The organism is Collinsella sp. An2 (assembly GCF_002160065.1).
In the GTDB taxonomy this organism is placed as follows: domain Bacteria; phylum Actinomycetota; class Coriobacteriia; order Coriobacteriales; family Coriobacteriaceae; genus Limicola.
The window spans coordinates 1-25,390 of the sequence record NZ_NFJW01000006.1; the positions used below are offsets into that span (position 1 = coordinate 1).

Below are 25,390 nucleotides of genomic sequence, written 5' to 3' on the forward strand. Positions count from 1 at the left end.
GCCTCCTCTTTGACTGCGGTGCGCGACCGCCGTTTGCACTGACAACAACGATTGTCGCCCAGCCCGCGCTCATGCAAAGGGGAGGCTCCGACCGATTAGTTATCGGTCATATCTTCTAGCCGGCGAGCTTCGCGGCAAAATCGGCGAGCGTGCCGGGGATATCGATCTGCTGCGGACACACTGCCGCGCAGCTGCCGCACCCGATGCAGGCGTCCGGGCGCTTGTCCTCGGGCAGCGTTCCGACGTACATGCTGGGGATGAAGCCGCCCTTGCCGCCTGTCACGATGGCTTCGTTGTACATCTCGAGCAGCTTGGGGATGTCGAGCCCCTGCGGGCAGTGGTTCGTGCAATAGTGGCACGCGGTGCATGGCACGGTGCCGCGGCCGAGCATCTCGTCCACAACTGCCTGCAGCGCCGCCCGCTCTTCCTCGTTGAGCGACTTGTCCTCAGAGAACGTCTGGATGTTCTCCTTCAGCTGATCCATGTTGGACATGCCGGACAGCGTCACGCACACCTCCGGGATGCCCTGGATAAAGCGGAACGCCCACGCCACGGTGGACTCGTCGGGGCGCAGTTCGTGCAGACGGGCCGCATCCTCGTCCGAGATCTGCGCAAGCTTGCCCCCGCGCACCGGCTCCATGACCCACACGGGCAGGTTATATTTCTTCAGCAGGTCGACCTTGCCCTTGGCGTTCTGGAACCGCCAATCCAGGAAGTTCAGCTGGATCTGGCAGAATTCCATGTGCTCGCCGTAAGCCTCCAGGAAACGCTCCATGACAGGAATCGCTCCGTGCGCAGAGAAGCCCAGGTGGCGAATCCGGCCCGCCTTCTTCTGCTCAAGCAGATACGGCATGATCCCGTGGGCGGGGTTCAGATACTCGTCGATATTCGACTCGCACACGTTGTGGATGAGGTAGAAGTCGAAGTACTCCATCCCCGTCTTCTCGAGCTGGCGCTCGAAGATCTCCTCGACCTTGTCCATGTTGGAGAGGTCGTATCCAGGGAACTTCGTGGCCAGGTAGAACTGATCGCGCGGATGCTGCGCGAGGGCGCGTCCCAAAGCGACCTCGGAGTTGCCGCCGTGGTAGCCCCACGCGGTGTCGTAGTAGTTGATGCCCTGCTCCATGGCGTAGGCGACCATCCCGTTCACGGCATCCTGGTCAATCTTCGTGTCGTCGCCGTCAACGACTGGCAGGCGCATGGCGCCCAGGCCGAGCGCCGAGAGCTTGAGCCCTTGAAAATCCTTATACAGCATGGATATCTCTCCCTCTCTGTCGATGAGCGCCAACGCGCATGGCAACATCTCCGTGCCGACGCAGCCGCACTCCAGTACAGGAAAATCATAGGACCTTGAGCGCGCTTAAGGTCAAGGCTGAGACGGCGTTTTACGATCGACAGCGTATTCGGTCGAGCAACCCCTTACGGGTCATTCGTCGCGCATCCACTTTTTCACCGAACAGGTGGACATGTCCTCACCGGTGACCGGTCGGGGCTTTATTATGGGGAGCGGGACTCGAAGCGCGCCGAAGCGCGCAGACGATAGGAGCATGCATGGGCGAAGAGAAGCACAAACAGGCAGCATACGAATCGGTCGAGCATGAAGGCGACGAGCAGCTGCATGGACATGCCGCGGAACCGGTCACAGACGAGCCCGTCGAAACAGCGACGGACATGACGGCTGAAGAACACGTACAGGCATCCGACGATACAGTCGCAGTCGACGAGGTCGCCGACGACAATCGCACCGCGTCGAGCGACCCCGCCGAAGGTGCGGTCTCCCCTGCTACGGACAGTGAGCAGGACGTCCCCGTACAGGCGGCGGAGCGTGTTGCCGAGGCGGAATCCAACACGGCAGACGAACTTGGCACCGCAACCGAAGAGCATCTCGAAGCCATAGCCCTCAAGGAGCATGCCCCGACAGCAGAAGCAGCAGCCGATGCACACGACGGCGGCAGCATGCCTTCCTGGCTGCAACACCCGACAGCGCCCGGCGCGGCGAACGCCAACGACGTCATCCGCCATGAGGGTGTCGACCTCCCCGCTCCGGCAGCGCCGGGCGTGGACACCCAGCACCATGCGGCAAGCTCGCACCCCGAACGGGACGTCACTGCCGCCGCGGCCGAAGCGGCAAACGCCGTGGGAACCTTCTTCTCGGAAGGCGCAGCCGCCGTGCGTGCCATGAACGCCGCCAAGAAAGCCCACGCCGAGGCGCGCGAGCAGCTTGATACCCTGGACCGCACCATCGCCGAAGAGGAGGCGGAACTCGAGCATCGCCGCGACGTCGCCTCCCGCTACCACGACATCGTTACCGAGCAGACGGCGCGCGTGAAGGCGGCTGTCAAGGCGATCTCTGATGCCGAGACCAAGCAAAAGGCTATCGACGCCACGATTCAGCAGCTGAAAGAGCAGCTTGAAAGCATGAAGGCCGACGATGCGCAGGCCGAGAAGCGCCTGAAGGCGACCCTTGACGCCGCCGAGGCCAAAGAGGCGTCGGCACGCGAGGCGAGCTCGCGTCTGAAGCGCCGGCTCGACGATGCAGAGCGCAACCTCGCCAAGGCCGAGGAGGACAAGAAAAACGGAATCGCCGCCGCCACGACCGCGGCCGAAAGCGCCGAGGCACGCCTCAAGACTCTGCGCGAAGAGTTCGCCGAGGTTCAGCGCAACCCGTCCGCAAACTCTGCCGCCTACAACGTGCGCGCCAACGAACTCGAGGCGCAGATCTCGGACGCCATGCACGAGCTGCGCGAGGCGCGCGACGGCCTGCCCCAGCTCACCGCCGAGCTCGACGCGGCCATCGCCTCCGCCAAAAGCCTGCTCGCTGAGGCGCAGAAGCCTATCGAGGCGGCCAAGGCGGAGTTCGAGAATATCCGCGAAGAGGCGGATGACGCCCGCGATGCCTACGAGACGGCCAAGCAGGAGTCCAGCGAGCGCCAGCGTGAGCTGCGCGAGAAGGTCGCCGAGCAGGAGAAGGCTCGCCGCGAGCAAGAGCAGGCGGCATCGGATGCCCGCGACGAGCAGGCGGCCGCCCAGCTCCTCATCGACGAGGCAGAAGACATCCACGCGCACCCCGAGGTGACCGACGCGATTGCAGGCCGTCTCGACGCCGACCGCGCTGAGCGCATCGAGGTTGCCAGAGAGGTCGAGCAGCTCGCCGCCGCCGAGCAGAACGTCCGCGAGCAGACCCGCTCATCGCGCCTGCGCTTCACCGCCGTCGTGGCAGCCATCGTCGTGGTGATCCTGCTCCTGATCATCCTCTGGCTCGTCTTGAGCTAACGCGCGCGGGCACCCCCAAGCACCCGCGCGCAAGTGGGCAGGCATCTATTCGATGAACATCGCGTCGCCGAACGACAGGAACCGATAGCGTTCGGCGATCGCCTGCTCGTAGGCGTCCATGATCTGGTCACGCGTCGCCAGAGCGGAGACGAGCATCATGAGCGTCGAGCGGGGCACATGGAAATTCGTGATGAGGGCATCGACGACGTGATAGGTCGAACCCGGCATGAGGTAGAGATTCGTGGTGGCGTTCTCGCGCGGAACGATGTCGCCGCGTCCGGTCACCGCTGCGGAGTCCGGCGCCTGCTCGAACCGACGAGCCACGACAGCAGGGTCGCTCGCAGGCGCATCGGGGTCCCAGGCGCTCTCGAGCGAACGCACGGCCGTGGTACCAACCGCGATCACGCGATGGCCCGCCGCCTTCGTGGCGTGCACCGCCTCGACGACGTCGGCGGGCACATGGTAGCGCTCGGTATGCATGACATGCTGGGTGGGATCGTCCTCCTCCACCAGGCGAAACGTGTCGATACCGACCTCAAGCTCGACCGTCACGAACCCGATGCCCTTGTCCTCGAGCGAAGCGATGAGCTCGGGCGTGAAATGCAGGCCTGCCGTAGGGGCCGCCGCGGAGTGCTCCTCCTGCATGGCGTAGACGGTCTGATACTTCTCGGGATCACCCTCGTATTGGGTGATATAGGGAGGCAGCGGCACGTGTCCGGCAGCATGGATGGCCTCGTCGAGGGTACGCGGGCGGCCGTCGACCCCCTCGCCGACCGGCTCGAAGCGAACGAGGCGGCCTCCCCTGCTCTCGGGCACAAAGTCGACGACGGTACCGGTGAGCACCACCGGCGAGGACGCGGGCGCGTGCAGGCCGCCGGCACGATACTCGATCACGGCACCCGGCTTGAGACGGCGCCCCGGGTTCACCAGGCACTCCCACACATGGCCAAGCGCATCGACGTCCTCGCGCCGCTTGAGCAGCAGCGTCTCGGCAACGCCGCCCGTGCCGGCCTTATGACCCACCAGGCGGGCGGGCATGACACGCGTCTTGTTTGCCACAAGCAGGTCGCCCGGCTCGAGGTAGTCGGCGATGTCATAGAAGTGCCGATGCTCGACGCTGCCGCCATGACGAAGCGGCACGGTCTGCGAAGCGGTGGCAAGTGGCTCGTCGTCGCGGTGCAACACAAGCAGGCGACAAGAATCGCGCGGGTCTGCAGGGGCCTGTGCGATGAGTTCGTCGGGCAGGTCGTAGTCAAAGTCGTCGGTACGCATGAAATCCTCTTTCATAAAGCCGCATAGTGCGGCGAAAGTTCAAACACACCTATCCTAGCGCAACGCGGCGCGGCTCCGTCACGCCCTGGTGCCCTCACGAACTTCTTCATGCATTTGCTCTGCTGCGCGTTGCGTCGGATAGCGCTTATTTTGCCCACAAGCTGCTCTAGGAGCTCAAGATGGACTTGTTTCAGCAATGCATACACGCCGGCAGAGCCGAAAAAACGCGATTTTGAACACTTGGCTGGAGAGACTTATATCTAACCCCTCTAAAACAGGCCAGCGATACTCACGCCGCTTCACATCCTGGCCCACAATGGCGCAAGCGCCCAGGGAAACCGGACAGGCGCTTATCTTGCAGCGCCTAATCTGCCCCAGACGCCTGTCCTTCTGCCGCGAGGGCATCGAGCGTGTCGCCTGTGATGCGGTAGACAGTCCAATCGTCCATGGGCTCTGCTCCAAGTGAGCGGTAAAACGCGATGCTTGGCTCATTCCAGTCCAGGCACCACCACTCAAGACGCCCACAGCCGCGCTCTCGAGCGATCCGCGCAAGCTCAACGATGAGGCCACGCCCGTATCCCTTGCCGCGATGCTCTGGCCGCACATACAGATCTTCCAAGTAGACCCCCGCGCGACCCAAAAACGTTGAAAAGTTGTGGAAGAACAGGGCAAACCCAACCTCTTTGCCTTCATCGTCTAGCACGAAGATGACCTCGGCAGTCCGGCGGTCGAACAACCATTCCTCGAGCGTCGCCTCATCGGCAACCACCTGATCGAGCATGTGCTCGTAGTCGGCAAGCTCTTTGATAAACGCAAGGATCAGCGAGACGTCCTCACGCGCGGCAGACCGAAACCTCATGGTGCTCCTCCTTTGGCTGAGCGGCTTTTTGAGCAGCAGCCTGCGCGTCGTGCGCCGCGACCTTTGCGGCGCGGCGCTCGTCGCGCAGGCGCGCTCGGTCAAGCACTGCCTCGGCAGCCGAGAACCGGCAGCCGCAGTAGTTCTGTCGATACATGCCAAGCTCGCGCGAACGACGCGTGGCCTCGGGATACCATGGGCGAAAATCACGAATCACCGGCACGAGGCCACGCGCGGCGGCGAGCCGCTCGAGCACCTCGTTGCAGACCTCGAACAGCTGGTAGGGCGACACGGCAAGCGTGGTCGCGATGTGCGTGAACCCCTCGCGCTCCGCCACGCGGCAGGCTTCGGCAAGGCGCAGCGCGTAACAGGCGCGGCATCTGCGCTCCCGGTTGCGGGCACCGACGGGCGCGACCCCGCGTTCCCAGGCGGCGTAGTCCTCATGTGCCTCGATCAGCGGCGTCGAGGTGGCGGCGCAGTACCGTCTTAGCTCGGCAAGGCGCCGATCGTGCTCCTCGGCAGGCTGAATGTTGGGGTTGCACCAGCAAATGGTAGGGTCGAAGCCTTCCTCGCGCAGCATCCGCAGGGGTTCAAGCGAACACGGGGCGCAGCAGGCGTGAAGCAGCAGCGCGGTCATGCGGCATCTCCCCCATCCACGGCGGACCCGCATCGGCCGGACGCGTCTTCTTCTGTACGCGCGGCGTCGCCGTCATCGAAAAACTGCACACCCCATGTGGTGTCCTCGCACCACGCGATATTCGGATCGCCCGCAATCGCGCGCGCGTATCCCCAGTCACCTGTACAGCCCGAAAGGTGCAGCACGGCAATGACCACGCCCATGACGGGACATCCCGCCAGGACGCCCAGAGCGACAGCAAGCAGGGTCACCACGATGCTTGGGGCAAGGGAGACCGCCATATACTGGCGGCGCGTGTAGACGATACCCTCGGCGCAGGCATAGATCATACCCATCTTCCAATTCGCCCCGAAGGTCACGCGCGAATCATGCGGCGCGAACACCTTGAAAAGGGCAGCGTGAACACCTTCATGGACCAGAAGCGACAAGCAGGTGCCCACGGCCACGGCAACGAGCCACACGATCGCGGACCACACACCGGAATCTCCCGAAACGAACAGGCCGCGCAGACCGGAATCAAGCAGGTTGGGAGTCACAACGGCCAAGACGGCCGTAAGAGCGACGCATACGGCGATGCCCGCCGCCAGGACGATGACGGTCATTCGGGCAATCCAGCGCAAAAACGCCTTGTCTTCAAACGTATGTATGTCGCTTCGTTTTCTCACGCGTTCAAGGATACACGCATTCCTGCGCTCGTGTGCGATAATGTGGCCCTGCTATCTCGTATCTATTGGAACGACCCACTACCAAGGGAGTGGTCTCATGGCCCAGAAGCTCAGCCGCACGGCACGGCCCAGCTGGCCCAAGCGCGCCATTGTCACGGCGGGCATGCCCTACGGCAACAAGAACCTGCACTTCGGCCATGTGGGCGGCGTGTTCGTCCCGGCCGACTTCTATGCGCGCTTCCTGCGCGACCGCCTCGGTGCCCAAAACGTGCTCTTTGTCTCCGGCACCGACTGCTACGGCTCGCCCATCATGGAGAGCTATCGCAAGCTGCACGACGAACACGGCTATCAGAAGCACATCTCGGACTACGTCCAGGAAAACCACGACCGTCAGGCCGCAACACTTGCCGGCTACGACGTCGAGCCAGACTTCTTTGGCGGCAGCGCGCTAGAGCCGGCCGTGCATGTGCACGAGCAGGTCACCAACGAGGTCATCATGCGCCTTAAAGAGCGCGGCGTGCTGCAGAAGCGCGCGACCAAGCAGTTCTACGACCCGGTCGCCGGCCAGTTCCTGAACGGCCGCCAGGTCATCGGCCGTTGCCCCATCCAGGGCTGCAAGTCCGAGAAGGCCTACGCCGACGAATGCGACCTCGGCCATCAGTTCGAACCCGAGGAGCTCATCGCCCCCAAGTCTGCTATCACCGGCGAGACGCCTGAGCTGCATCCGGTCGACAACATCTACTTCGACCTGCCCGCGTATCTGGACTTCCTGAAGGACTATACGAAGCAGATGGAGGGCGACGAAACGGTACGCTCCGTGGTGGTGAAGACCATGGAGGAGTGGCTGAACCCGCCGCAGCTCTACATCCAGAACAAGTTCCGCGAGGCCTTCGATGCCATCGAGGACCAGCTGCCGGAGCATAGTGTCGCCGAGCCCGAGGGCAACAAGAGCTCCTTTACCGTGACCTTCCCAAGCTGGGTGGAGCGCGACGCAGCCCATGAGGTGCTCGCCGCGGGCGGCGTGCGCTTCCGTTCTGGCAAGGCGCTCGTCCCCTTCCGCATCACGGGCAACATCGAGTGGGGCGTTCCCGTTACCGACGAATGCGGCTGCTCGGGCCTTACCTGCTGGGTCTGGCCCGAGAGCCTGTGGGCACCCATCAGCTTCACCCGCACCGCCCTCTCAGAGGCCGAGCGCACGGGCTATGCCGACCGCTACGCAAGCCTTGACTGGCACGACTGGTGGTGCTCGCCCGACGCGCATGCCTACCAGTTTATCGGCCAGGACAACATCTACTTCTATGGCATCGCGCAGACGGCGCTGTGGGAAGCCCTGGGCTGCGGCATGCAGCAGAGCACGCTCGTGGCCAACTACCACGTGCTCTACATGGGTAAAAAGGCGAGCTCCAGCTCTCAGACCCCGCCGCCGCCCGCCAGCGAGCTGCTCGACCACTACGCCGCCGAGCAGCTGCGTGCGCACTTCCTGTCGCTCGGTCTGGGCGAAAAGCCGGTGAGCTTCTCCCCGAAGGCCTACGACACGCGCGAGACCGGCAAGAACCCGGACGGGACACCGCTGCTGGCACGCGACGACAAACGCGTGATCGACCCCGTCCTCAAAGAGAGCGCGCTGCTCACCGGTGTGTTCAACCGCCTGGCACGCTCCTGCTTCTACGGCGTGGCCACAAAGGACGGAGACGATGCCCCCTACCGCACCGGATGCATCCCCGCAGGCGACCCCTCGGATGCGGCGCGCGACGCCGCCGAGCAGGCCACACTAGCCTTTGAGCAGGCCATGCACCGCTTCGAGCTGAACCGCGCCCTGTCCGTCTGCGACGGCTTCCTGCGCGCGGCCAACAAGCGCTGGAGCGACGCCAGCAAGGCCGCCAAGAACGCCGGCGACGATACAGCCATGACCCAGGCGCTCATCGACGCCTTCCACGAGCTGCGCGTGGCCACCGTCCTTATGCACGGCATCGTCCCGGCAGGCTGCGAGCTCATCTGCGAACACTTTGCGATCGATCCCGCCGTCTTCTTCTCGTGGGACCACATCTTCGATACCTGCGACGAGCTGGTGGCGTCGCTTGGCGAAGAGCCGGGCACCCACGCCATCGTCGAGCTGGAGCCCCGCTTCGACTTCTTCTCGTTCTAACGCAGGCAAGCAGCTCACAAGGTATCAGACCGGGCCCGGGGACAGCGAGTGTCCGCCGGGCCCGATTTTGTAGCGCAGCGCCCGTCGGAGACCGGGCGCCGGCTAAAGACAAAAACAGACGCGCGAACGGAGGTGCACATGGGATTGCTCTATCTGGTGAGACACGGCGAGACGGTCATGAACGCCCGCGGCATCGTCCAGGGAGGACTCGACTCTCCGCTTACGCCGCAGGGGCGCAAGCAGGCAGAGCGCGCGGCGCGGTGGCTTGCACGTCACGAAGCCGCGTTCGCGGTAGCGGCATGCTCGCCGCAGGGGCGCGCCCAGCGGACGCTCGACCTCATGTGTGCAGCCGAGCCCGTCCTTGCCGCAGCGCGGCGCGAGACCCTCTCCTGCCTGCGCGAATATAGCTATGGTACGGCGGACGGCACACCTGTCCACGACCTTGCCGGCGACCCTTGGAACCCGCGCCGAGACTTTCAGGACCTGGGTGGCGACACCGTGCGGGACGTGGCGGACGGACTCTTCTGCGCCCTGCACGACCTCATGGAGCAAAGCGCCGGCAGCGCGGTCGCGGTATCGCATGGAACCACCATGAAGCTCTTCGTCGACGCAACGCTTGCCGAGAGCGGAAGCAGCAGGCGGCTCACACCCCAGGAGCTGTCCAACGGATGCATCGTCGTCATGCGTCACGACAGCGCGACGAAGACGTTTCGCCTCGTCGATGTCATAGCTCGCCCCGTCTAGGAAAACGCTGCGTCGCGCCGTCGCGCCCGTGCGTCCCGTCGATGCCGCACGTCGACGGCATCGGCAGGCCTTCTCTAGACCCCCAGCAGGTCGCAGACCTCGCCGAGCGACCGGGCGCCCGCATCCTCACGAGGGCGGGCGATCACGATTGCCTGCGCGGCGGCATCGCGACAGGCGGCGACCTTCTCTTCCAGACCCCCGGCGGTGCCGGACTCCTTGGTCACCAACCATGAGGCACCTATCTGGCGCAGCATCGCCGCGTTGAGTTCTTGGGTAAACGGCCCCTGCATGGCGATGATGTGCGACGGGGGAAATCCGGCGTCGAGCGCACGCTGCAGCGATGCCACCACGGGCAGAATCCTCACGTACACGCGCTCGATGAGGTCGGGCGTCGCAAAAGCGTCAATCGTGTTGGTGCCCGTGGTCAACAGGACGGCTCCCGTCTGTTCCCGCAGCATCGCGGCGGCCTCTTCGGCAGAAGCGACATAGCGGGCCCCGTCCTGTCGGGCGACGCCGTCCCGGGCAAGACGCACGTAGCTTGCTCCACACGCCGCTGAGGCGGAGCGAATCGTCCTGCTTGCCTCAACGGCAAAGGGATGCGTCGCGTCGATCACGCAGGCAGTACCCTTAAGCGCCGCGGCCATGCCTGCACAGTCAAGCCGACCGGTATGGACCTCCATGCCGGGAAGGTCGTCCACAAGCTCCCCGCCGTAGTCGGTCGCCGTAAACACGCGCGCGGCACGGCCATGCGCCGCAAGGCGCTCGCACAGGATGCGGCCCTCCGACGTGCCGGCAAACACCGCAAGCGGCCCAGCCTCCATCATCGCGATGCTCCCGGACGCGCAAGCTGGTAGAGCAGGGCGTTCACGATAGCGGCAGCGACCGTCGAGCCGCCCTTGCGGCCCCGCGCCACGATGGAAGGGACCTCCGGCATGGCGACAAGCTCCTCTTTCGCCTCGACGACGTTCACGAACCCCACCGGCGCCCCGATCACGAGCGCAGGGTCGATGCGGCCCGCCCGGATGAGCTCGGCCAGATGCAGCAGGGCCGTAGGCGCGTTGCCGACGGCGATGATGATCGACCCGTCGATCTCGCAGGCGCGGTCCATGCAGGCGTGTGCGCGGGTCGTGCCCGCAGCTCGGGCACGACCCGCGACGTCGGGGTCGGCCATGAAGCAGACCGCGCGGGCACCCAGCGCGGCAAGCGAGGCCTTGCTGATGCCGGCAAGCGCCATGTTGGTGTCCGTCACCACCGTGGCGCCGGAGCGCAGCGCGTCGAGACCCCGCTCCACCGCATGCGGCGTGAAGACGAGGTTGTCGGCATAGGAAAAGTCCGCCGTGGTATGGATGACCCGCTTGATGACGGGCTCCTCCAGCGGGTCAAAGACTCGATTCCCCAACTCTTCGGAGATGATCTCGAAGCTTCGGCGCTCGATGTCCGCCGGAGCGGTGTAGGCATGGGTCATCATGCCCCCTCTCTTCGCATGGAGGGCGCGTCGGCGGCGCCTTCCTCGATGATGTGATAGATGGCCTCCATATCAAGCGATGCGCGAACCGTATCGGCAAGCAGGTCGTATTGATGCTCCCGGTAGGCCTGGGCATCATGGACCCGCGGCGCGCTGGACGGCAGACCGCGAGCCGTAAGCAGGGCGTCGACCAGGGTGTCGACCACCGCCGGCTCATCGAAGAGCCCGTGGAGGTACGTGCCTGCAACGTTTTCGCGTACAGCCCCCATATTCTGCGACGCATCGCCTCGCGCAACCGCAAAGAAGGCGGCCGCAGAGACGGTCGCGCCTGCATGGATCTCGTAGCCTCGCGCTGCAAGGCCGTTCCAGCACGCAAAGATTCCCTCGCGCGGGCACAGCTCCATCTCGGTTTGGGCGAGGCGTTTATCCGCAGCAAAGGAAGTGCGCACAGGCAGCAGCCCAAGGCCGTCGGCCGACCCTCCGCCTTCGGTGCCCAAGGGGTCCTCGATGTGTTCTCCGAGCATCTGATAGCCTCCGCAGATCCCTAGAATCGGCGTACCCGCCGCCGCAAGTACCTCGATGCATGTTGCTAGACCCGCCTCCTTGAGCCATGCGAGGTCGTCGAGGGTCTGCTTGGTTCCCGGCAGGACCACCAGGTCGGGACGACCCAGGTCCTCGGCGCGGGCGACATAGCGCACGCCGGCTGCAGGATTGCGCTCGAGGGGCGAGAAATCGGTGAAGTTGGACAGGTGCGGCAGGCGCACCACCGCGATGTCGATCACCCGCGCACAAGACCGCGCGTCGAGCCGTGATGACAGGCTGTCCTCGTCATCCAGGTCAAGATCCACATACGGGACGACACCCAGCACAGGTGCGCCGCAGAGCTCCTCGAGCGGCGCGAGCCCGGGACGCAGGATGGACACGTCGCCGCGAAACTTGTTGATCACCAACCCGCGCACACGCTCCCGGTCGGCGGCATCGAGCAGCTGGACGGTGCCCACCAACTGGGCAAAGACCCCGCCTGGATCGATGTCTCCCACCAGCAGCACCGGCGCGTCGATGAGGCGGGCAAGCCCCATGTTCACGATGTCGTCGCGCTGCAGATTGATCTCGGCAGGCGATCCCGCGCCCTCCACCAGCACGACGTCGTAGGAGGCGGCAAGGTCGCGATACGCCGCCATGACCTCAGGCACGAGATCGCGTCGGTGCGTAAAGTAGTCGCGCGCACTCATGGAGCCGCGGGCGCGTCCGCCAACGATCACCTGGCTGCCACGCTCCCCCTCCGGCTTGAGCAGGATCGGGTTCATGCGAACGTCGGGAGCGATGCCGGCGGCTTCGGCCTGCATGGCCTGGGCGCGCCCCATCTCGCCCCCGTCGGCAGCAACAAAGCTGTTGAGCGCCATGTTCTGGCTCTTGAACGGCGCCACGCGAAGCCCGTCCTGAACAAGGACCCGGGCGAGCCCCGCCACAAGCAGGCTCTTTCCCGCATTCGACATGGTGCCCTGAATCATCAGCGATCGCGCCATGACCTCGAGTCCTCCTCCGTGCCGCCGGCCTTAAGCGCACCTGTGCACGCCTGGAGCAACCGATCGTTCTCCTCAGGCGTCCGTACGGCAACCCGCACGTAGCCCTTAGGCAGGCCTTCGTAGTTTCCACAATCCCGAACGATGACCCCGTGCGCAGCAACACGCTCGGCAAACCCTTCGAGCGGCGACCGAACAAGTAGGTAGTTGGCCTCGCCGGGAACGACTGCGCAACCAAGGGCGCCAAGACCCGCCACAAGCCGTGCTCGCTCGGCGGCGATAAGCTCCCGGGTTCGTTCGACAAACGCCGTGTCGGCAAGCGCGGCCACACCCGCCGCCTGAGCCGGCGTGGACACGCTCCATGGAGGACCCGCCGCATAGACGCGCTCGGCAAGGTCGGCGTCCCCGCATACCAAGTATCCCAAGCGAAGACCGGCCATCCCATAGAGCTTGGTGAACGCGCGCAGCACCACGACGCTCTCCCCTGCAGCCGCCTGCTGCACAAGCGTACGCTCCGCACCGTCGGCGACAAATCCCAAGAAGCACTCGTCGACCGCCAGCAGCGCACCCGCGGCCCGGCAGCGCTCGACGATGCGACCCATAAGCTCCACAGGGACCGTCCGTCCAGTCGGGTTGTTGGGGTTGCACAGGAAGACCAGGTCGATGTCATCGTCGATGGCCGCCAAGAAGCCCTCGTCGAGGACGAACCCGCAGGAGACATCGAGCGCATGGCTACAGACGCGCGCACCATAGAACCGTGCGGCTGCACCATATTCCGAAAAGGTGGGGGCCGTCAGCAGCATCGCCCGGGGACGCACCGTCGCCACGAGGCGCCAGATGAGATCTGCCGCGCCGTTGCCGCAAAGCACCGCCTCGGACGCGATGTCATGGTGCCGGGCAATGGCCTCCACAAGCTCCCGACAGTGTGGATCGGGATAGCGATCACACGCGGACAGGGCGCGCGCCGCGGCCGCTCGTACCGCCTCGGGCATGCCCAGCGGGTTCGTGTTGGCAGAGAAGTCGATGACGTTGGATCCCCAGCGCTCGCGCGCCGTCCAGACGTCGCCGCCGTGCCCATAGGAACGGTGGGAACGGGGTTTCCTATCTTCCATATCCCGTCATCTCCCCTCCATCTCGTCCTGACACCATGCTGCCCCCAGAATTGTGGCAATTTACACGCCCACCTTCTGTTTTGTGGCAATATACACGCTCAAGGGCGTAAAACAGGCACCTGAGCGTGTAGATTGCCACACGATAGCGAGCAAGCGTGTGGATTGCCACAATTCCGCCCCTTGCGAATACATCGCACGCCAAAGGGACGGCCGCCCGTTAACCCGACCAGACTACCACGCTGACGATGCGCACGGCTGCGAACACCAGGAACGCCAGCGCGGCAGCGGCATACATGAGTCGGTTAGCACGGCGGATATCCTCGGGCTCTATGGGACGAAGGTCGTCTCCGATAGTGGGTTTTTCCACCATATGCCCAAAATACGACGCCGGCCCTGCCAAACGCACGGAGAGGGCACCCGCCATGGCGGCTTCGGTCTGTGCGGCGTTGGGACTTGCATGACGCCTGCGGTCGCGCCGCCAGATGCGCCAGGCACCCGCACCGGACAGCCCCGTCAGCGGGGCGGCCGCAACCAGGCAGAGCGCCGCGATGCGTGACGGCACGAAGTTCACGACGTCGTCGAGGTGCGCGGAGGCACGACCGAAGTCGATGTACCGCTCGTTTTTGTACCCCACCATGCTGTCGAGTGTGTTGACGGCCTTATACGCGGCAGCAAGGGGCGCGCCACCCACCATCATGTACAGCAGCGGTGCGACGACGCCGTCGCTCGCGTTCTCGGCCACCGTCTCGACGGCGGCGCGCACGACACCGTCCTCGTCAAGCGCCTCGGTATCGCGCCCGACGATATACGACACCGCTGTGCGCGCGGCAGCGAGACCTTGGTCGCGCAGAGCAGCCAACACGGCCATGCTCTGGCGCCGAAGCTCACATGCGGCGAGCAGCTGGTAGCACACCCAGGACTCAGCGATGAGACAAAGCGTCGGATGGATCGCACCGAGCGCGGCAAGGACGGCCCAGCAGATTGCAAACGAGCCAAGCGGCAATGCGACGGCAAGCACGCGGCCGGCGGCGCGGCGTCCTGCCGCGGTGTCGGGGAACCGCGAGCGCAGACGAGGCTCCGCCCACCCGATCGCCCGTCCCATGGCGACCACCGGATGCGGAAGCCAGCGCGGATCGCCCAGGGCGAGGTCGAGCACGGCGCCGATCGCCACGGCGGCAAGCGTCATCATGCGCAGCCCCTCCCGCCGCTGCAACCCTCCTGCGAAGGAGGACAGATCACCTCGAGCCGACGCCCGTCCCCCTCGAGCTCCCAGCAGCCACCCGGCGGCGTCTCGATGGAGAAGTACTCCATCGCCGGCACGGCAAGCGACGAGATGATCGCGCGGGCGGTGCCCGCATGCGCCACGATAACGACTTGCTCAGCGCCCGCACGCCCAAGGTCGTCGACGAGGTCAGAAAAGGCCCCGACGCAGCGGCGCGTGAAGCCCGAACGGTCCTCGCCGCCGGGACAGACGCCCCAGCAGCCACCCTCGACCCACTGGCGATACGCGCCATCGTCGGCGAGGTCTGCAAACGCCTTGCCTTCAAAGGAGCCGAAATCCATCTCGCGCAGGCCTGGCACGGCTATCTGGCGCGCGTGGGGAAACAGAATCTGTGCGGTCTGGGCACAGCGCAGCATGCCACTGGTGTAGACCGTGCTCACGCACTCATCGACAGGCAGCATCGACAGGGCGGCGCGACCGGCCTCGGACAAGGCGACGTCGGTCCCGGCGCCCTCATAGCGTCGGGCGACGGTTCCCTCCGTGGCACCGTGCCGATAGAGCAAGATTCTCACAAGACCCCCTTGATTACCTGCGGCAAGCCGCACACCATGCGCACTACGGCCTCGGCGTGCTCGGCAAGCAGGCATCCCAGGCGGCCGGCGTCCTCGCGCCAGGCGCGCTCACCGGCATCGAGCGGCACCACGCCGCAGCCCACCTCGTCCATGAGCACGGCCCGCTTACCACTCAGCACCCGCGCCGCCTCCTCGGGCGAGAGCGTATGCACAAGCTGTTCGGCGTGCTCGACGGCAGGGCGCTCGTCCACGCATCCGTTCGACAAGTCTTCCGGACCAAGCCCAAGCCTCGTGCAGGCAAAAGCACGTTTGCCAGACCCCATCCCGCCCACGATCAAGATCATGAGATGCCTCCCAACAGCACGATCACGGCAACCATCGCGAGCTCGTCCCATTGCACGAACCATCCGGCAAGGTCCCCGGTCACACCGCCGAAGAGGCCAAATGCCATGTGCCGATACCATGCGAATCCCACAAGGCCCACCGCCACGGCGACGGCGCCGACCCAACCGCCGACACCGATGAGCAGAACCGCAAAGACGACCGCCTGCACGGTGAGCGCGCGACGGACCGACGCCGCGGCATCCGCTCCCCCGGCAAGCGAGGCGGCCATGCCCTCGGGGCGGGCCTTTGGCCAGCAAGCGACCGCCACACCCGAAAGCGCACGGGAGAATGCGAAGAGTGGCACGAGAGCGACCGCTTGAAGCACCCCGGGCCTCCAGCTTGCAGCGAGCGAGAAAAAGAGCAGCAGGTAGCATCCGACCGCCATGACGCCGAAGGCGCCCGCGCGCGGATCCTTCATGATCTCCAGCCGGTGCGTGCGGTCCGCATAGCTGGCGAGCGCATCGGCCGTGTCGCAGAGCCCGTCCAGGTGAATGCCTCCGTTCACCACCAGGGGCATCGCGGTGAGCACGGCCCCTTCGACCAGGGGCGGCACGCCCAGCGCGCCGGCGAGCATCGTCCACGCCGCCATGGTGAGCCCTTGAACCACGCCCACGGCCGGAAAACCTGCCAGCGCACTGCCCCCGTCCCAGTCGACACGCTCAAGAAGGGCGCGGGGCACCGGAATGCGCGAGAACACCGAAAACGCCGCAGCGACGGCATCGATCAGCTTCATCGTCCGCGCTCCCTCCACATCTCCTCGTTTCCACGCATCCAGACCGGCAGGCCCACGACGACCTCGACCACCGCGTCGGCCCGCCGTGCCAGCCGAGCGTTCACCCGCGCGATCGCGCGCTGGTAGCTGACGGTCTCGGGCGCATAGGACACGCCGTCCGAGGCGATGCTGTTCGTAACCACCACGCAGTCCTGTGCGGCCGCGGCGACGACGTCGATGCCATCGAGAACGGCCTCGACGACGCGGTCTTCCGCAAGCGTGCCTCCGCACGCGACTCCCGCCGAATCCGGTGACCAAAGCTCGTTTGCCAGCAGGTTGCCCACGTCCTCGACGAGCACGACGTCCGTGGAAGGAACCACCGCCCGCGCGAGGTCGCGCGAGCATTCGAGCAGACGGAATCCCTTGCCTCGCCTGAGCTCGCGATGCCGTGCGATCCGACGAGCAGCCTCCGTCCCGGCGGCTTCCATGGTCGCCACGTAGAGAACCGTCCCTCCGCGCGCCGTGCACAGCTCCTCCGCAAAGGCACTCTTACCGCTTGCGGCGCCGCCGATGACCAAGGCCTGCACGCTAGCTCAGCTCCTCATAGGCGTCCAGGCCGCTCTCGTCGAACGTCGCGGCTTCGCGGTAGACCGCAAGCGCCTGGTCGAGAAGCGGCATGAGCGCGACGGCCCCCGTGCCCTCACCCAGGTGCATGCCGGCTTCGAGCGGCGCCGAGAGCCCCAGCCTTCCCAGAAGCAGACGCGCTGCAGGCTCCGACGAGCAGTGGCTGGCCAGCAGATAGTCCCGCGTGTCCGGTCGCAGTGCGGAGGCGACAGCCGCCGCCGTACACGAGATGACCCCGTCGAGCACGGCTGGGCATCGTGAGGCGGCGGCACCCAGATAAAAGCCGCACATCGCGCAGAGGTCGAGACCGCCCACCGAGGCGAGCACGCCCACCGGATCCGCAGGGTCGGGGGCGTTGACCGCAAGGGCACGGGTCACCACGGCGCGCTTCCGGCGGAGCCCCTCGTCGCTGAGGCCAGCACCGCGACCCACGGCGTCCTCGGGCGCAATGCCCAGCAACGCGCAGGCAACGGCCGCGCTTGTGGTGGTGTTGCCAATGCCCATCTCGCCGGCGGCGAGCAGGCGGGCGCCGCCCTCTGCAAGCAGACGCGCCACCGTGGCCCCCGCCAGAATCGTCGCAACGGCGCACGAGCGGCTCATGGCCGGCCCGCATGCGATGTCGGCGGTGCCGCGCACACAGGCAGCATCGTACAACCCCTCACAAGTAAGCTCGCGAGCCAGGCCGACATCGACCGGCACGACCGCGCAGCCGGCGACGCGCGCCATGCGGCACACGCTCGCCGCACCTGCGGCCATGTTGCGCGCCGCGGTCCACGTCACGTCCTGGCCGCTTTGCGACACGCCCTCGGCGACCACGCCGTTATCGGCGATAAAGATCGCCAACGCACGAGGCTCGGACACGACATCCGGCGTGCCCTGGGCGCCCGCCATGCGCGTGACTGCCTCCTCGAGAAGCCCCAGGCCTCCGAGCGGCTTGGCGACGGAGTCCCAGCGTTCCCGCGCCACGTGCGACGCCTCCCGATCGACCGGTCGCACCACTTCGAGAAGCGCGCCGAGACGCTCCTCGAGGGCGCCGTCACCCGGCCCGGGCAATGCCGCGGCATCAAAGGCGGCGTGAAACCGTGCCTCGATATCCTCAGCTGCCACAGCGGCCTCCTTCCTCGCGATAGCGTGCCTGCGCCCGAACGAAGGCGCGGGCGGCGTCTGGATTCGAGGGATAGTATACGTGCGGGAAGCCGGCGGCAAGCGTCGGCGTCACGTCCATGCATGCCCAGCCCCGGTTGCGACGCGGCTTTGCCGCCCAGGCGCTGTCCCCTTCGCGCTCGGCACGCCAGTAGTGAAACTCATGACCTCGCAACACCGTGCCCGCCGGCCCATAGGGACCGGCGCACGCCATCGTGAGCTCTATATAGCCGAAATGGCCAAAGCCGCGCCCTCGGTAAGCCCCTCCGGGCAGCACCCCTGCCATGGGCCACGAGGTACCTCGGTCGTCGTCGAGGCTCTCGAGCAGGTACAGGTACCCGCCACACTCTGCGACCGTGGGCATCCCCGCCTTCACGGCTGCGCGGACGGCGGCGCGCATGCCTTCGTTGTCCGACAGCTCCTGCGCGTGGAGCTCGGGATAGCCGCCGGCAAGATAGAGCCCCGTCACACCCGCCGGCAGCTTCTCGTCGCGCAACGGGCTGAACGAAACAAGCTCCACACCCAGGTCTTCAAGCATGCGCAGGTTCTCGGCATAGCGAAAACAGAACGCCTCGTCGTCCGCCACGGCGCAACGGAGCCCCTCATAGGGCAGTCGCTCGGTTCGATAGGGAGCAGCGGTGACGGGCGCCGCGGAGCGTGCCACATCGACGAGGCGCTTGACGTCGAGTGTCTCCTCCAACACGTCCGCCATGGCATCCACCCGCCCGCGCAGGTCCTCGACCTCGTCGGCACCCACCAGACCAAGGTGGCGGCTTTCCAGCTGAAAGCGGTCGTCCTGCGGAAGGTACCCGAGCACCGGCACGCCCGTCTCGTCCTCGATGGCGCCCGCGGCATAGCGATACGCCGCCTCGGAGCAGCCGTTCAAGACCACACCGCGCACGCAGGCATCCGATCGGAAGCGGGCGAAGCCGTCGACGAGCGCGGCAAGCGACAGCGAGGCGCCGCGGGCGGATACCACCAGCACGACGGGGGTATCGGTCAGACGGGCAACGTCGTATGCGCTCGCGTCGGTCGTGCCGGGGGCCATGCCGTCGTAGAAGCCCATCGCCCCCTCGATGACGGCGATGTCGCTTCCCGCCGCCCCACGGGCCAGAAGGGCACGCAGGTCGGCCGCACTCGAAAAGAAGGCGTCGAGGTTGCCGGCGGCGACCCCGCTCACGCGGCGATGAAAGCGTTGGTCGATGTAGTCCGGTCCGCACTTGAACGCGGCGGGCCTCAGGCCCGACCGCTCGAGCAGCCGAATCAGCGCGCAGGTGAAGACGGTCTTACCCGAGGCGCTCGACGGGGCGGACACCATGAGACGTGCGGGAAGCTCGCTCATAGCTCCTCCTCCGCAACCATGCGCGCCGAGACGACGAAGACGGGATTCAGGGCGCGCATCAGGTCGTGGGAGCCGACGCGACGGGCGCGGGCCACTCCCACCTGCGACACCTCCATGTCGGCAAACCCGGGACCGGATAGGATCGGCAGCGCCGCCGAGAGTGTCTGAAGCGAGATACAGGTGATGCAGACGCGCGGCAGTCCCCCGCTGGCACGCACGGTGTCCAAGATCTCGGAGAGCTTCCCAGCAGACCCGCCGATAAAGACGGCGTCGGGCGCCGGCAGCCCGCGCAGGGCCTGGGGTGCCTCGCCCGCCACCACCTCGACGTTGCGCAGCCCGAAAGCGCGAACGTTGGCGTCGATGAGCTCCAGGGCCTCTGACGCCCGCTCTATTGCGAAGACCCGGCCCGCACGGGCAAGCAGCCCAAGTTCCACCGACACCGAGCCGGTCCCCGCCCCGATGTCATAGGCGATGTCGCCAGATCCGACACGCAGCTTCGCCAAAGCGACCGCACGGACCTCCTGCTTGGTCATAGGCACCCGGCCGCGCTCAAAACACTCATCGGGAATGCCCGGGGTCACCCAGGGCCACGCGGTGCGCGACGCGTCGGCAGCGAAGTCGATGACCATAGCGTTGAGCGGAGCGAAGGAGACATTCACGAACTCGCCGGCGACGCCACGCACGATGCGCTCATCTGGATAGGAGAGCTGCTCGGCCACCGTCACGGCAGCGTCGCCGCATCCAGCCGCCACGAGCTCGCGGCAGACGGACGCGGGGCCCTCGGAGCCCCCTGTCACCAGAAAGAGCGTCCCACCGCGCGCCGCCTCGGCAGCAAGGTCGCATGCAGCGCCATGCACGCTTGCAAACCGCCAGTCCTGCCACGGCCTGCCAAGACGCGATGCCAGATACGCCGCCGAGCTGATGCCCGGCACCGTCTCCACGGCACAATCCGCAAGCGCCGGCTCGTCCGCAAGGGCGCGCAGCACACCCGCCGCACCCGAGAAGAGCCCCGTATCTCCGCTCATGAGAACGCAAGCGCGCGACCACGTGGCGTCGCCCGCCAAAAAGGACGCGATGTCGCGAGCACGCACTGCCGCGTGCGCAGCCACGCCGTCCGGCAGCGAAGTTCCTTCCAGCAGACGGGGCGACCCCACCGCCACGTCGCATGCACCCAGCGCCGCGCGGGCGCGCTCGGCAAGCAGGTCGGCGGCGCCAGGACCGCATCCGATTACCGTGACGCTTCTCATCGGTCCAGCTCCCGATATCCACGCGGCGTGACCATGCGCCCGCCCTCCAGGCGCGTGGCGGCGTTGCCCACAAAGATTGTCGTAAACATATCGGCCTCAAACGACCCCAGCTCAGAGAGCGGCAGGGTACCGGCCTCCTCACCGTCACGACCGATGTTGCGCACCCAGCCGCACACGGTCTCGGGCGCCTTATGAGAAAGCAGCGCCTCCGCCGCGCGGGCCAGGTGGTCCCTGCGCTTCTTGCTGCGGGGGTTATACAAGCAGACGCACAGGTCTGCCCAGGCACACGCGACAAGCCGCCGCTCGATGACATCCCACGGCGTCAGAAGGTCCGAGAGCGATATGACCGCAAAGTCGTGCCCCAGCGGAGCACCGAGGCGGGCCGCGCCGCTCTGAGCCGCGGTGACGCCCGCCACGACCTCGACCTCGACCTCAGGATAGTCCGGCGCGAGCTCGAGCACGGGCGCGGCCATGCCGTAGACGCCCGCGTCCCCGCTACAGACGAGGGCGCAGGTCGTCCCCGCATCGGCGATCTCGAGCGCACGACGGCAGCGTTCCACCTCGCGCATCATGGGCGTCGACTCGCATCGCTTACCCGCAACGAGCGGCATTACGAGCTCGAGATAGGCGTTGTAGCCTACCACGGCATCGGCTCGCTCGAGGGCGGCGCGCGCCTCGTCGGTCATGCCGTCGAGACGCCCCGGCCCGATGCCCACCACATAGAGGGTTCTCATGCTTCCTCCTCAAACGAATAGGTCCAGGTTCGACATGCGAGCGCGACGGTGACGCCGTCCTGCGCGCGCTTGGGCACGATGAGCGCGCCGCCGCCTGCAAGCGCCGCGCGCTCGCACACGTTATCGACCCCGCACACCTGCTCCACGAACGGTGACGACGAGACGCTGCCCTCGACGGAGGCGAGCTCGTCCACCCCGTAGAACGCAAGCGGCAATCCCCATGCCTCGGCCCAGCCGGCCAGACCCTCCTCGTCGCGTTTGAGCTCGATACTCGCCGCAGAGGCAACCGCCGCGCGAGGGACGCACGCCTGTGCGAGCGCGGCCTCGACCGCGCGCCCGACCGCCGCGGCCGCGATGCCACGCCGGCATCCGACGCCGACGGTCACCGAGGGCGGCACCAGATGCAGCGCCTTCTCCTCCGCATGCACGACAGGGGACATGATCACCTGCGCCTGGTCCCGCGCAACGACACGCTCCAAGCCGCGCGGCAGCTCGCCTTCCAGCACGCCGTCCAGATAGACCGTGACGGCATCCCCTGCGAGCAGGCGCGCCGACACACCCTTCACGCGTCCGGGCTCAACGACGGCAAGCCCCGCGTCGTGCGCCCATCCGTCCGGGGACCACACACCGCGCACGTCGCTCGCGGTGGTGATGACAGGGGTTGCCCCCACCGCCCGCCCAAGCTGCTCGGCCAGGCGGTTCGCCCCTCCCAGATGCCCCGAGAGCAGCGAGATGCACCAGGTTCCCCCCTCGTCCATGACCACGACGGCGGGGTCATGCGCCTTTGAGCGCACGTGCGGGGCGATGGCGCGCACGGCGATGCCCAGAGCGCCCACGAAAAGAAGTGCGTCGGCGTCGGCAAACGCCTCTGCCGTCCACGCCGCAAGCGGGCGCTTGCCCTCGCCAAAGCCGCGGGCGGCCTCACAATCCCAGCCGTCGAGCGCACGGCACGCCCGCGACGCCAGCTTCCAGCCGCGCTCGGTAAACGCAATGGCGGCAAGTCTCATGGACGTATCACCAGCGTCGTGAAGTACGAGCCCTTGTCGGGTGCTTCGTCCAGGTTGCGCACGACAAGCTCCCCCGGCATGCCGCAGTCGGCCACAAGCGACACTCGCTCGTACACCCCGGCCTCGGCAAGGTCGCGCTTGAGTTCGCCGAGATGCGCCCCGGCCTTCATGACCACCTTGGTGCCCGGCATGGCGAGCGCGTCCGACAGCCCGGCTGCGCGGGCGGGAACGATATGGAGCGGCTCGCGCTCGGACGGCGTGAGGTCTGCGTCTAGACGAGCCGCCACCGCGCAGAAGCTCGGCACGCCGGGCACGGCATGCGTCTCGAACCCGGCCGCGCGAACAAGACCGGCGACGCGCTGGAAGGTGGCATAGATGCTCGGATCGCCCAGGTTGAGCAGGGCCACATCGCTGCCCGAGCCAAGCAGCTCGCAAAGCTCCGCCGCCGCACGCTCGTAGCCCCGGTCCCGTTCGGCGGCGTCCCTGCTCATGGAAAACGACAGCCGGACGATACGCTTATCGGCAAGGTCGACGGCCTGGCGCACGATGTCGAGCGCAAGCGTTCCGCCGCCCGACGTCATGGGCGCCGCCACGACGGGGCACGATTGGATGGTGCGCACCGCCTTGAAGGTGATGAGCTCAGGGTCTCCCGGCCCCACGCCCACGCCATACAGGATGCCCTTACGCATGATCTCTCCTCATCCGAGCAAGCAGCTCGTCCACCCCATCGGTGCGGAAGAGCTCGCCGCGCACGTTGCTGAACACAATCGCCGCCACCGTACAGGGTGGTGCCCCATCGGCGCGCGCACGCTCCGCGCGATACGCCAGCCTTCGACCAAGGGCCCGGGCAAGGCTCTGCGACACGGGGGCAAGCAGCCCCGCGTCCGCAATCGCGTCGAGCGCGGCGTCGGTGGTCGGCGACTCCATGATGGCCCGCGCTACGTCGACCCCAGCGCCCGCAAGGGCAGCGTGGGCCGTCAGCGTCTCAAGCCGGGTGTCGGCTACCTGCGAATGCGTATCCATGACGCCGGCGGCGACCTTGACCATCTTGCCGATATGCCCGACCACCAGGACGCCCTCGGCCCCCGCATGCACGGCGGCGTCGAGGGCGGCCCCAATAAAGTTGGAGCATACCACCATCGGAACATCGAGGCGGGGCAAGCTCCGCTCGATATAGGCCTCGCCATAGTTGCCGGGGGTCACCAGCAGATCGCGCGCACCGGCGGCAATCGCCTGCGAGACTTCGAGCTCGACGCTGCGGCGCAGGGCGTCAAGGCTGCGCGGCTCGACGATACCGGTGGTCCCCAGAATCGATATGCCCCCGCGAATGCCGAGGCGCGGGTTGAAGGTCCGCTCGGCGATGCGCTCCCCCTCGGGCGCGGACACCGTGAGCGCAACACCTCCTTCATAGCCGCAAGCTGCGCAGACCTCCCGTACCGCGGCGGCGATCTGGGCGCGGGGCACAGAGTTTATGGCGGCCTCGCCCACCGGCTGCTCAAGCCCCGGCTGGGTGACGCGCCCTATACCCTCGCCGCCATCGATCGCAATGCCGTCCCGCGAACGACGCGCCTCGACGTAGATGAGCATGCCGTCGGTCGCGTCCACGTCGTCGCCGCCATCCTTGCGCACCGCGCAACGCGCAACGCCCGAGGCGACGGTGGAATCGAGCACCTCGGCCTCGACGACGACCCCTCCCGGCGTGGTCACCCATGCCCGCGGAGGGACGGCGCCGCGCAACAGGCCTGTGCAGGCAGCCTGCGCAGCCAGGGCGGCGCAGGTTCCCGTTGTGTATCCGCAGCGAAGCCTCCGGTTGCCCGACCAGCGGTACAAATCGAGCGCCATGGCCTTACGCCTCGCAGCCCGGACTTGCAGACGAAGGTTCGCGCGGCTCGCCGTCGACGTGGGCGTCGGCACCTGCGTCGTGCGCCGGGCGGAACAGCGTCGCAAACCCGGGGTCGTACAGGCGGCTGCGCTCGTAGGATGCGTCGAGCACACGCCCCACCACGACGAGGGCGGTCAGGCGGATGCCGTGCTCCTTGCCCGTCTTCGCAAGCGTTCCCACCTGGCAGCGCAGGACGACCTCGTCGGGCCAGGTCGCCTTGTAGACGATCGCCGCCGGTTCCCGCTCGCTGCGGCCCGCGGCGAGCAGCTCTTCCTGCAGCCGTTCAAGATGCCCCGCGCTCAAAAAGATCACGAGCGTAGAACCATGGGCGGCCAAGCTCCGCATGTCTTCCCCTGCAGGCATGGGGGTACGCCCTGCCAGGCGCGTGAGCATGACCGTCTGGCTGATTCCCGGCAGGGTCAACTCCTGCTCCAATGCGGCCGCCGCGCCGCAGAAGCTCGACACGCCGGGGACCACGTCGAAGGGGATACCGCGCTCGCGCAGAGCGTCCATCTGTTCCTGGATCGCGCCGTAGACGCTTGGGTCGCCCGTGTGCAGGCGCACCACCTCAAGGCCGTCCCGCTCGGCGCGCTCCATGGCATCGAGAACCTCTTCGAGCGTCATGCGGGCGCTGTCGAGGATCTCGCAGTCCTCGCGACAGACCTTCAGCAGCTCGGGATTCACCAGGCTGCCCGCCCATATCACCATGTCGGCACGGCGCAGCAGCGCGTCCCCGCGCAACGTGATGAGGTCGGGCGCGCCGGGGCCGGCACCCACGAAATGCACCATAGGGGTCGCTCCCTTCGTCATGGCGGCGCCCGTCCGGCC

Annotated in this window: 25 protein-coding genes; 3 read left to right on the forward strand and 22 right to left on the reverse strand. The window is 66.7% G+C overall.

The annotated features are described in order from the left end of the window. Nucleotides 1-115 precede the first annotated feature (115 nt). Nucleotides 116-1,255, reverse strand: coding sequence for an aldo/keto reductase (locus tag B5F33_RS05140; RefSeq protein WP_087410734.1), 1,140 nt, complete (start codon nucleotides 1,253-1,255; stop codon nucleotides 116-118). Nucleotides 1,256-1,551: 296 nt separating this feature from the next. On the opposite strand from B5F33_RS05140, the gene B5F33_RS05145 reads away from it, so the two are divergent. After that, nucleotides 1,552-3,273: a hypothetical protein gene (locus tag B5F33_RS05145; protein ID WP_087410735.1), complete on the forward strand. Its 1,722-nt coding sequence runs from the start codon at nucleotides 1,552-1,554 to the stop codon at nucleotides 3,271-3,273. 45 nt (nucleotides 3,274-3,318) lie between these two features. Here B5F33_RS05145 and queA read toward each other — a convergent pair whose 3' ends face one another. From queA to B5F33_RS05165, 4 genes are all read right to left on the reverse strand, one after another. Beyond that, nucleotides 3,319-4,545: a tRNA preQ1(34) S-adenosylmethionine ribosyltransferase-isomerase QueA gene (queA, locus tag B5F33_RS05150; RefSeq protein WP_087410736.1), complete on the reverse strand. Its 1,227-nt coding sequence runs from the start codon at nucleotides 4,543-4,545 to the stop codon at nucleotides 3,319-3,321. 364 nt (nucleotides 4,546-4,909) lie between these two features. Beyond that, nucleotides 4,910-5,404 (reverse strand): GNAT family N-acetyltransferase, encoded by a 495-nt coding sequence (locus tag B5F33_RS05155; RefSeq protein ID WP_087410737.1) that lies wholly within the window; start codon nucleotides 5,402-5,404, stop codon nucleotides 4,910-4,912. Beyond that, nucleotides 5,379-6,038, reverse strand: coding sequence for an epoxyqueuosine reductase QueH (locus B5F33_RS05160; protein ID WP_087410738.1), 660 nt, complete (start codon nucleotides 6,036-6,038; stop codon nucleotides 5,379-5,381). Before B5F33_RS05160 ends, B5F33_RS05155 begins: the two co-directional genes overlap by 26 nt. Beyond that, the gene (locus tag B5F33_RS05165) at nucleotides 6,035-6,640 is read right to left on the reverse strand and encodes a DUF3267 domain-containing protein (RefSeq protein ID WP_087410739.1); all 606 of its coding nucleotides are present in this window, start codon (nucleotides 6,638-6,640) and stop codon (nucleotides 6,035-6,037) included. Before B5F33_RS05165 ends, B5F33_RS05160 begins: the two co-directional genes overlap by 4 nt. A gap of 160 nt (nucleotides 6,641-6,800) precedes the next feature. Between B5F33_RS05165 and B5F33_RS05170 the strand changes: the two genes are divergently transcribed. Together B5F33_RS05170 and B5F33_RS05175 are read left to right on the forward strand one after the other, a co-directional pair. Further along, a complete protein-coding gene (locus B5F33_RS05170) occupies nucleotides 6,801-8,849 on the forward strand; it encodes a class I tRNA ligase family protein (RefSeq protein ID WP_087410740.1) in 2,049 nt (682 codons plus the stop codon). A gap of 138 nt (nucleotides 8,850-8,987) precedes the next feature. Continuing rightward, nucleotides 8,988-9,593, forward strand: coding sequence for a histidine phosphatase family protein (locus tag B5F33_RS05175; protein WP_087410741.1), 606 nt, complete (start codon nucleotides 8,988-8,990; stop codon nucleotides 9,591-9,593). Between the two features lie 74 nt (nucleotides 9,594-9,667). Here B5F33_RS05175 and cobK read toward each other — a convergent pair whose 3' ends face one another. From cobK to cobM, 17 genes are all read right to left on the reverse strand, one after another. Further along, on the reverse strand, nucleotides 9,668-10,417 hold the full coding sequence (cobK, locus tag B5F33_RS05180) for a precorrin-6A reductase (RefSeq protein ID WP_087410742.1): 750 nt from the start codon (nucleotides 10,415-10,417) through the stop codon (nucleotides 9,668-9,670). Continuing rightward, the gene (locus B5F33_RS05185; RefSeq protein WP_239284831.1) at nucleotides 10,414-11,061 is read right to left on the reverse strand and encodes a precorrin-8X methylmutase; all 648 of its coding nucleotides are present in this window, start codon (nucleotides 11,059-11,061) and stop codon (nucleotides 10,414-10,416) included. Before B5F33_RS05185 ends, cobK begins: the two co-directional genes overlap by 4 nt. Further along, nucleotides 11,058-12,584 carry a cobyric acid synthase gene (locus B5F33_RS05190; protein WP_087410744.1) on the reverse strand — a complete coding sequence of 509 codons (1,527 nt, stop codon included), beginning with the start codon at nucleotides 12,582-12,584 and terminating at the stop codon, nucleotides 11,058-11,060. Before B5F33_RS05190 ends, B5F33_RS05185 begins: the two co-directional genes overlap by 4 nt. Continuing rightward, the gene (gene cobD, locus B5F33_RS05195; RefSeq protein ID WP_087410745.1) at nucleotides 12,569-13,693 is read right to left on the reverse strand and encodes a threonine-phosphate decarboxylase CobD; all 1,125 of its coding nucleotides are present in this window, start codon (nucleotides 13,691-13,693) and stop codon (nucleotides 12,569-12,571) included. The genes B5F33_RS05190 and cobD overlap by 16 nt, the downstream gene beginning before the upstream one ends. Before the next feature lie 217 nt (nucleotides 13,694-13,910). Further along, nucleotides 13,911-14,882, reverse strand: a complete 972-nt coding sequence (gene cbiB / locus B5F33_RS05200; protein ID WP_239284833.1) for an adenosylcobinamide-phosphate synthase CbiB — start codon at nucleotides 14,880-14,882, stop codon at nucleotides 13,911-13,913. Continuing rightward, nucleotides 14,879-15,487, reverse strand: a complete 609-nt coding sequence (locus B5F33_RS05205; RefSeq protein WP_158095312.1) for a histidine phosphatase family protein — start codon at nucleotides 15,485-15,487, stop codon at nucleotides 14,879-14,881. The genes cbiB and B5F33_RS05205 overlap by 4 nt, the downstream gene beginning before the upstream one ends. Next, a complete protein-coding gene (locus B5F33_RS05210; RefSeq protein ID WP_087410747.1) occupies nucleotides 15,484-15,831 on the reverse strand; it encodes a bifunctional adenosylcobinamide kinase/adenosylcobinamide-phosphate guanylyltransferase in 348 nt (115 codons plus the stop codon). The genes B5F33_RS05205 and B5F33_RS05210 overlap by 4 nt, the downstream gene beginning before the upstream one ends. Beyond that, the gene (locus B5F33_RS05215; RefSeq protein ID WP_087410748.1) at nucleotides 15,828-16,604 is read right to left on the reverse strand and encodes an adenosylcobinamide-GDP ribazoletransferase; all 777 of its coding nucleotides are present in this window, start codon (nucleotides 16,602-16,604) and stop codon (nucleotides 15,828-15,830) included. The genes B5F33_RS05210 and B5F33_RS05215 overlap by 4 nt, the downstream gene beginning before the upstream one ends. Continuing rightward, nucleotides 16,601-17,170, reverse strand: coding sequence for a bifunctional adenosylcobinamide kinase/adenosylcobinamide-phosphate guanylyltransferase (locus B5F33_RS05220; protein ID WP_087410749.1), 570 nt, complete (start codon nucleotides 17,168-17,170; stop codon nucleotides 16,601-16,603). The genes B5F33_RS05215 and B5F33_RS05220 overlap by 4 nt, the downstream gene beginning before the upstream one ends. Before the next feature lies 1 nt (nucleotide 17,171). Next, complete coding sequence (cobT, locus tag B5F33_RS05225) at nucleotides 17,172-18,314, reverse strand: nicotinate-nucleotide--dimethylbenzimidazole phosphoribosyltransferase (protein ID WP_239284836.1); 1,143 nt, start codon at nucleotides 18,312-18,314, stop codon at nucleotides 17,172-17,174. Beyond that, the gene (locus B5F33_RS05230; RefSeq protein ID WP_239284840.1) at nucleotides 18,304-19,692 is read right to left on the reverse strand and encodes a cobyrinate a,c-diamide synthase; all 1,389 of its coding nucleotides are present in this window, start codon (nucleotides 19,690-19,692) and stop codon (nucleotides 18,304-18,306) included. The genes cobT and B5F33_RS05230 overlap by 11 nt, the downstream gene beginning before the upstream one ends. After that, nucleotides 19,689-20,939, reverse strand: a complete 1,251-nt coding sequence (cbiE, locus tag B5F33_RS05235) for a precorrin-6y C5,15-methyltransferase (decarboxylating) subunit CbiE (RefSeq protein ID WP_087410750.1) — start codon at nucleotides 20,937-20,939, stop codon at nucleotides 19,689-19,691. The genes B5F33_RS05230 and cbiE overlap by 4 nt, the downstream gene beginning before the upstream one ends. Further along, a complete protein-coding gene (cobJ, locus tag B5F33_RS05240) occupies nucleotides 20,936-21,673 on the reverse strand; it encodes a precorrin-3B C(17)-methyltransferase (RefSeq protein WP_087410751.1) in 738 nt (245 codons plus the stop codon). The genes cbiE and cobJ overlap by 4 nt, the downstream gene beginning before the upstream one ends. Further along, nucleotides 21,670-22,680 carry a cobalamin biosynthesis protein gene (locus tag B5F33_RS05245; RefSeq protein WP_087410752.1) on the reverse strand — a complete coding sequence of 337 codons (1,011 nt, stop codon included), beginning with the start codon at nucleotides 22,678-22,680 and terminating at the stop codon, nucleotides 21,670-21,672. The genes cobJ and B5F33_RS05245 overlap by 4 nt, the downstream gene beginning before the upstream one ends. Continuing rightward, on the reverse strand, nucleotides 22,677-23,369 hold the full coding sequence (cobI, locus tag B5F33_RS05250) for a precorrin-2 C(20)-methyltransferase (RefSeq protein WP_087410753.1): 693 nt from the start codon (nucleotides 23,367-23,369) through the stop codon (nucleotides 22,677-22,679). The genes B5F33_RS05245 and cobI overlap by 4 nt, the downstream gene beginning before the upstream one ends. Further along, on the reverse strand, nucleotides 23,362-24,522 hold the full coding sequence (gene cbiD, locus B5F33_RS05255) for a cobalt-precorrin-5B (C(1))-methyltransferase CbiD (protein WP_087410754.1): 1,161 nt from the start codon (nucleotides 24,520-24,522) through the stop codon (nucleotides 23,362-23,364). Before cbiD ends, cobI begins: the two co-directional genes overlap by 8 nt. 4 nt (nucleotides 24,523-24,526) lie before the next feature. Next, nucleotides 24,527-25,351 carry a precorrin-4 C(11)-methyltransferase gene (gene cobM, locus B5F33_RS05260; protein WP_087410755.1) on the reverse strand — a complete coding sequence of 275 codons (825 nt, stop codon included), beginning with the start codon at nucleotides 25,349-25,351 and terminating at the stop codon, nucleotides 24,527-24,529. Between the last annotated feature and the right edge of the window lie 39 nt (nucleotides 25,352-25,390).

What these genes read in the sequence shown, in the direction of transcription:
- B5F33_RS05140 (WP_087410734.1), bottom strand. Translation starts at nt 1,255, where the DNA reads ATGCTGTATAAGGATTTTCAAGGGCTCAAGCTCTCGGCGCTCGGCCTG.
- B5F33_RS05145 (WP_087410735.1), top strand. Translation starts at nt 1,552, where the DNA reads ATGGGCGAAGAGAAGCACAAACAGGCAGCATACGAATCGGTCGAGCAT.
- queA (WP_087410736.1), bottom strand. Translation starts at nt 4,545, where the DNA reads ATGCGTACCGACGACTTTGACTACGACCTGCCCGACGAACTCATCGCA.
- B5F33_RS05155 (WP_087410737.1), bottom strand. Translation starts at nt 5,404, where the DNA reads ATGAGGTTTCGGTCTGCCGCGCGTGAGGACGTCTCGCTGATCCTTGCG.
- B5F33_RS05160 (WP_087410738.1), bottom strand. Translation starts at nt 6,038, where the DNA reads ATGACCGCGCTGCTGCTTCACGCCTGCTGCGCCCCGTGTTCGCTTGAA.
- B5F33_RS05165 (WP_087410739.1), bottom strand. Translation starts at nt 6,640, where the DNA reads ATGACCGTCATCGTCCTGGCGGCGGGCATCGCCGTATGCGTCGCTCTT.
- B5F33_RS05170 (WP_087410740.1), top strand. Translation starts at nt 6,801, where the DNA reads ATGGCCCAGAAGCTCAGCCGCACGGCACGGCCCAGCTGGCCCAAGCGC.
- B5F33_RS05175 (WP_087410741.1), top strand. Translation starts at nt 8,988, where the DNA reads ATGGGATTGCTCTATCTGGTGAGACACGGCGAGACGGTCATGAACGCC.
- cobK (WP_087410742.1), bottom strand. Translation starts at nt 10,417, where the DNA reads ATGATGGAGGCTGGGCCGCTTGCGGTGTTTGCCGGCACGTCGGAGGGC.
- B5F33_RS05185 (WP_239284831.1), bottom strand. Translation starts at nt 11,061, where the DNA reads ATGATGACCCATGCCTACACCGCTCCGGCGGACATCGAGCGCCGAAGC.
- B5F33_RS05190 (WP_087410744.1), bottom strand. Translation starts at nt 12,584, where the DNA reads ATGGCGCGATCGCTGATGATTCAGGGCACCATGTCGAATGCGGGAAAG.
- cobD (WP_087410745.1), bottom strand. Translation starts at nt 13,693, where the DNA reads ATGGAAGATAGGAAACCCCGTTCCCACCGTTCCTATGGGCACGGCGGC.
- cbiB (WP_239284833.1), bottom strand. Translation starts at nt 14,882, where the DNA reads ATGATGACGCTTGCCGCCGTGGCGATCGGCGCCGTGCTCGACCTCGCC.
- B5F33_RS05210 (WP_087410747.1), bottom strand. Translation starts at nt 15,831, where the DNA reads ATGATCTTGATCGTGGGCGGGATGGGGTCTGGCAAACGTGCTTTTGCC.
- B5F33_RS05215 (WP_087410748.1), bottom strand. Translation starts at nt 16,604, where the DNA reads ATGAAGCTGATCGATGCCGTCGCTGCGGCGTTTTCGGTGTTCTCGCGC.
- B5F33_RS05230 (WP_239284840.1), bottom strand. Translation starts at nt 19,692, where the DNA reads ATGAGCGAGCTTCCCGCACGTCTCATGGTGTCCGCCCCGTCGAGCGCC.
- cbiE (WP_087410750.1), bottom strand. Translation starts at nt 20,939, where the DNA reads ATGAGAAGCGTCACGGTAATCGGATGCGGTCCTGGCGCCGCCGACCTG.
- cobJ (WP_087410751.1), bottom strand. Translation starts at nt 21,673, where the DNA reads ATGAGAACCCTCTATGTGGTGGGCATCGGGCCGGGGCGTCTCGACGGC.
- B5F33_RS05245 (WP_087410752.1), bottom strand. Translation starts at nt 22,680, where the DNA reads ATGAGACTTGCCGCCATTGCGTTTACCGAGCGCGGCTGGAAGCTGGCG.
- cobI (WP_087410753.1), bottom strand. Translation starts at nt 23,369, where the DNA reads ATGCGTAAGGGCATCCTGTATGGCGTGGGCGTGGGGCCGGGAGACCCT.
- cbiD (WP_087410754.1), bottom strand. Translation starts at nt 24,522, where the DNA reads ATGGCGCTCGATTTGTACCGCTGGTCGGGCAACCGGAGGCTTCGCTGC.
- cobM (WP_087410755.1), bottom strand. Translation starts at nt 25,351, where the DNA reads ATGGTGCATTTCGTGGGTGCCGGCCCCGGCGCGCCCGACCTCATCACG.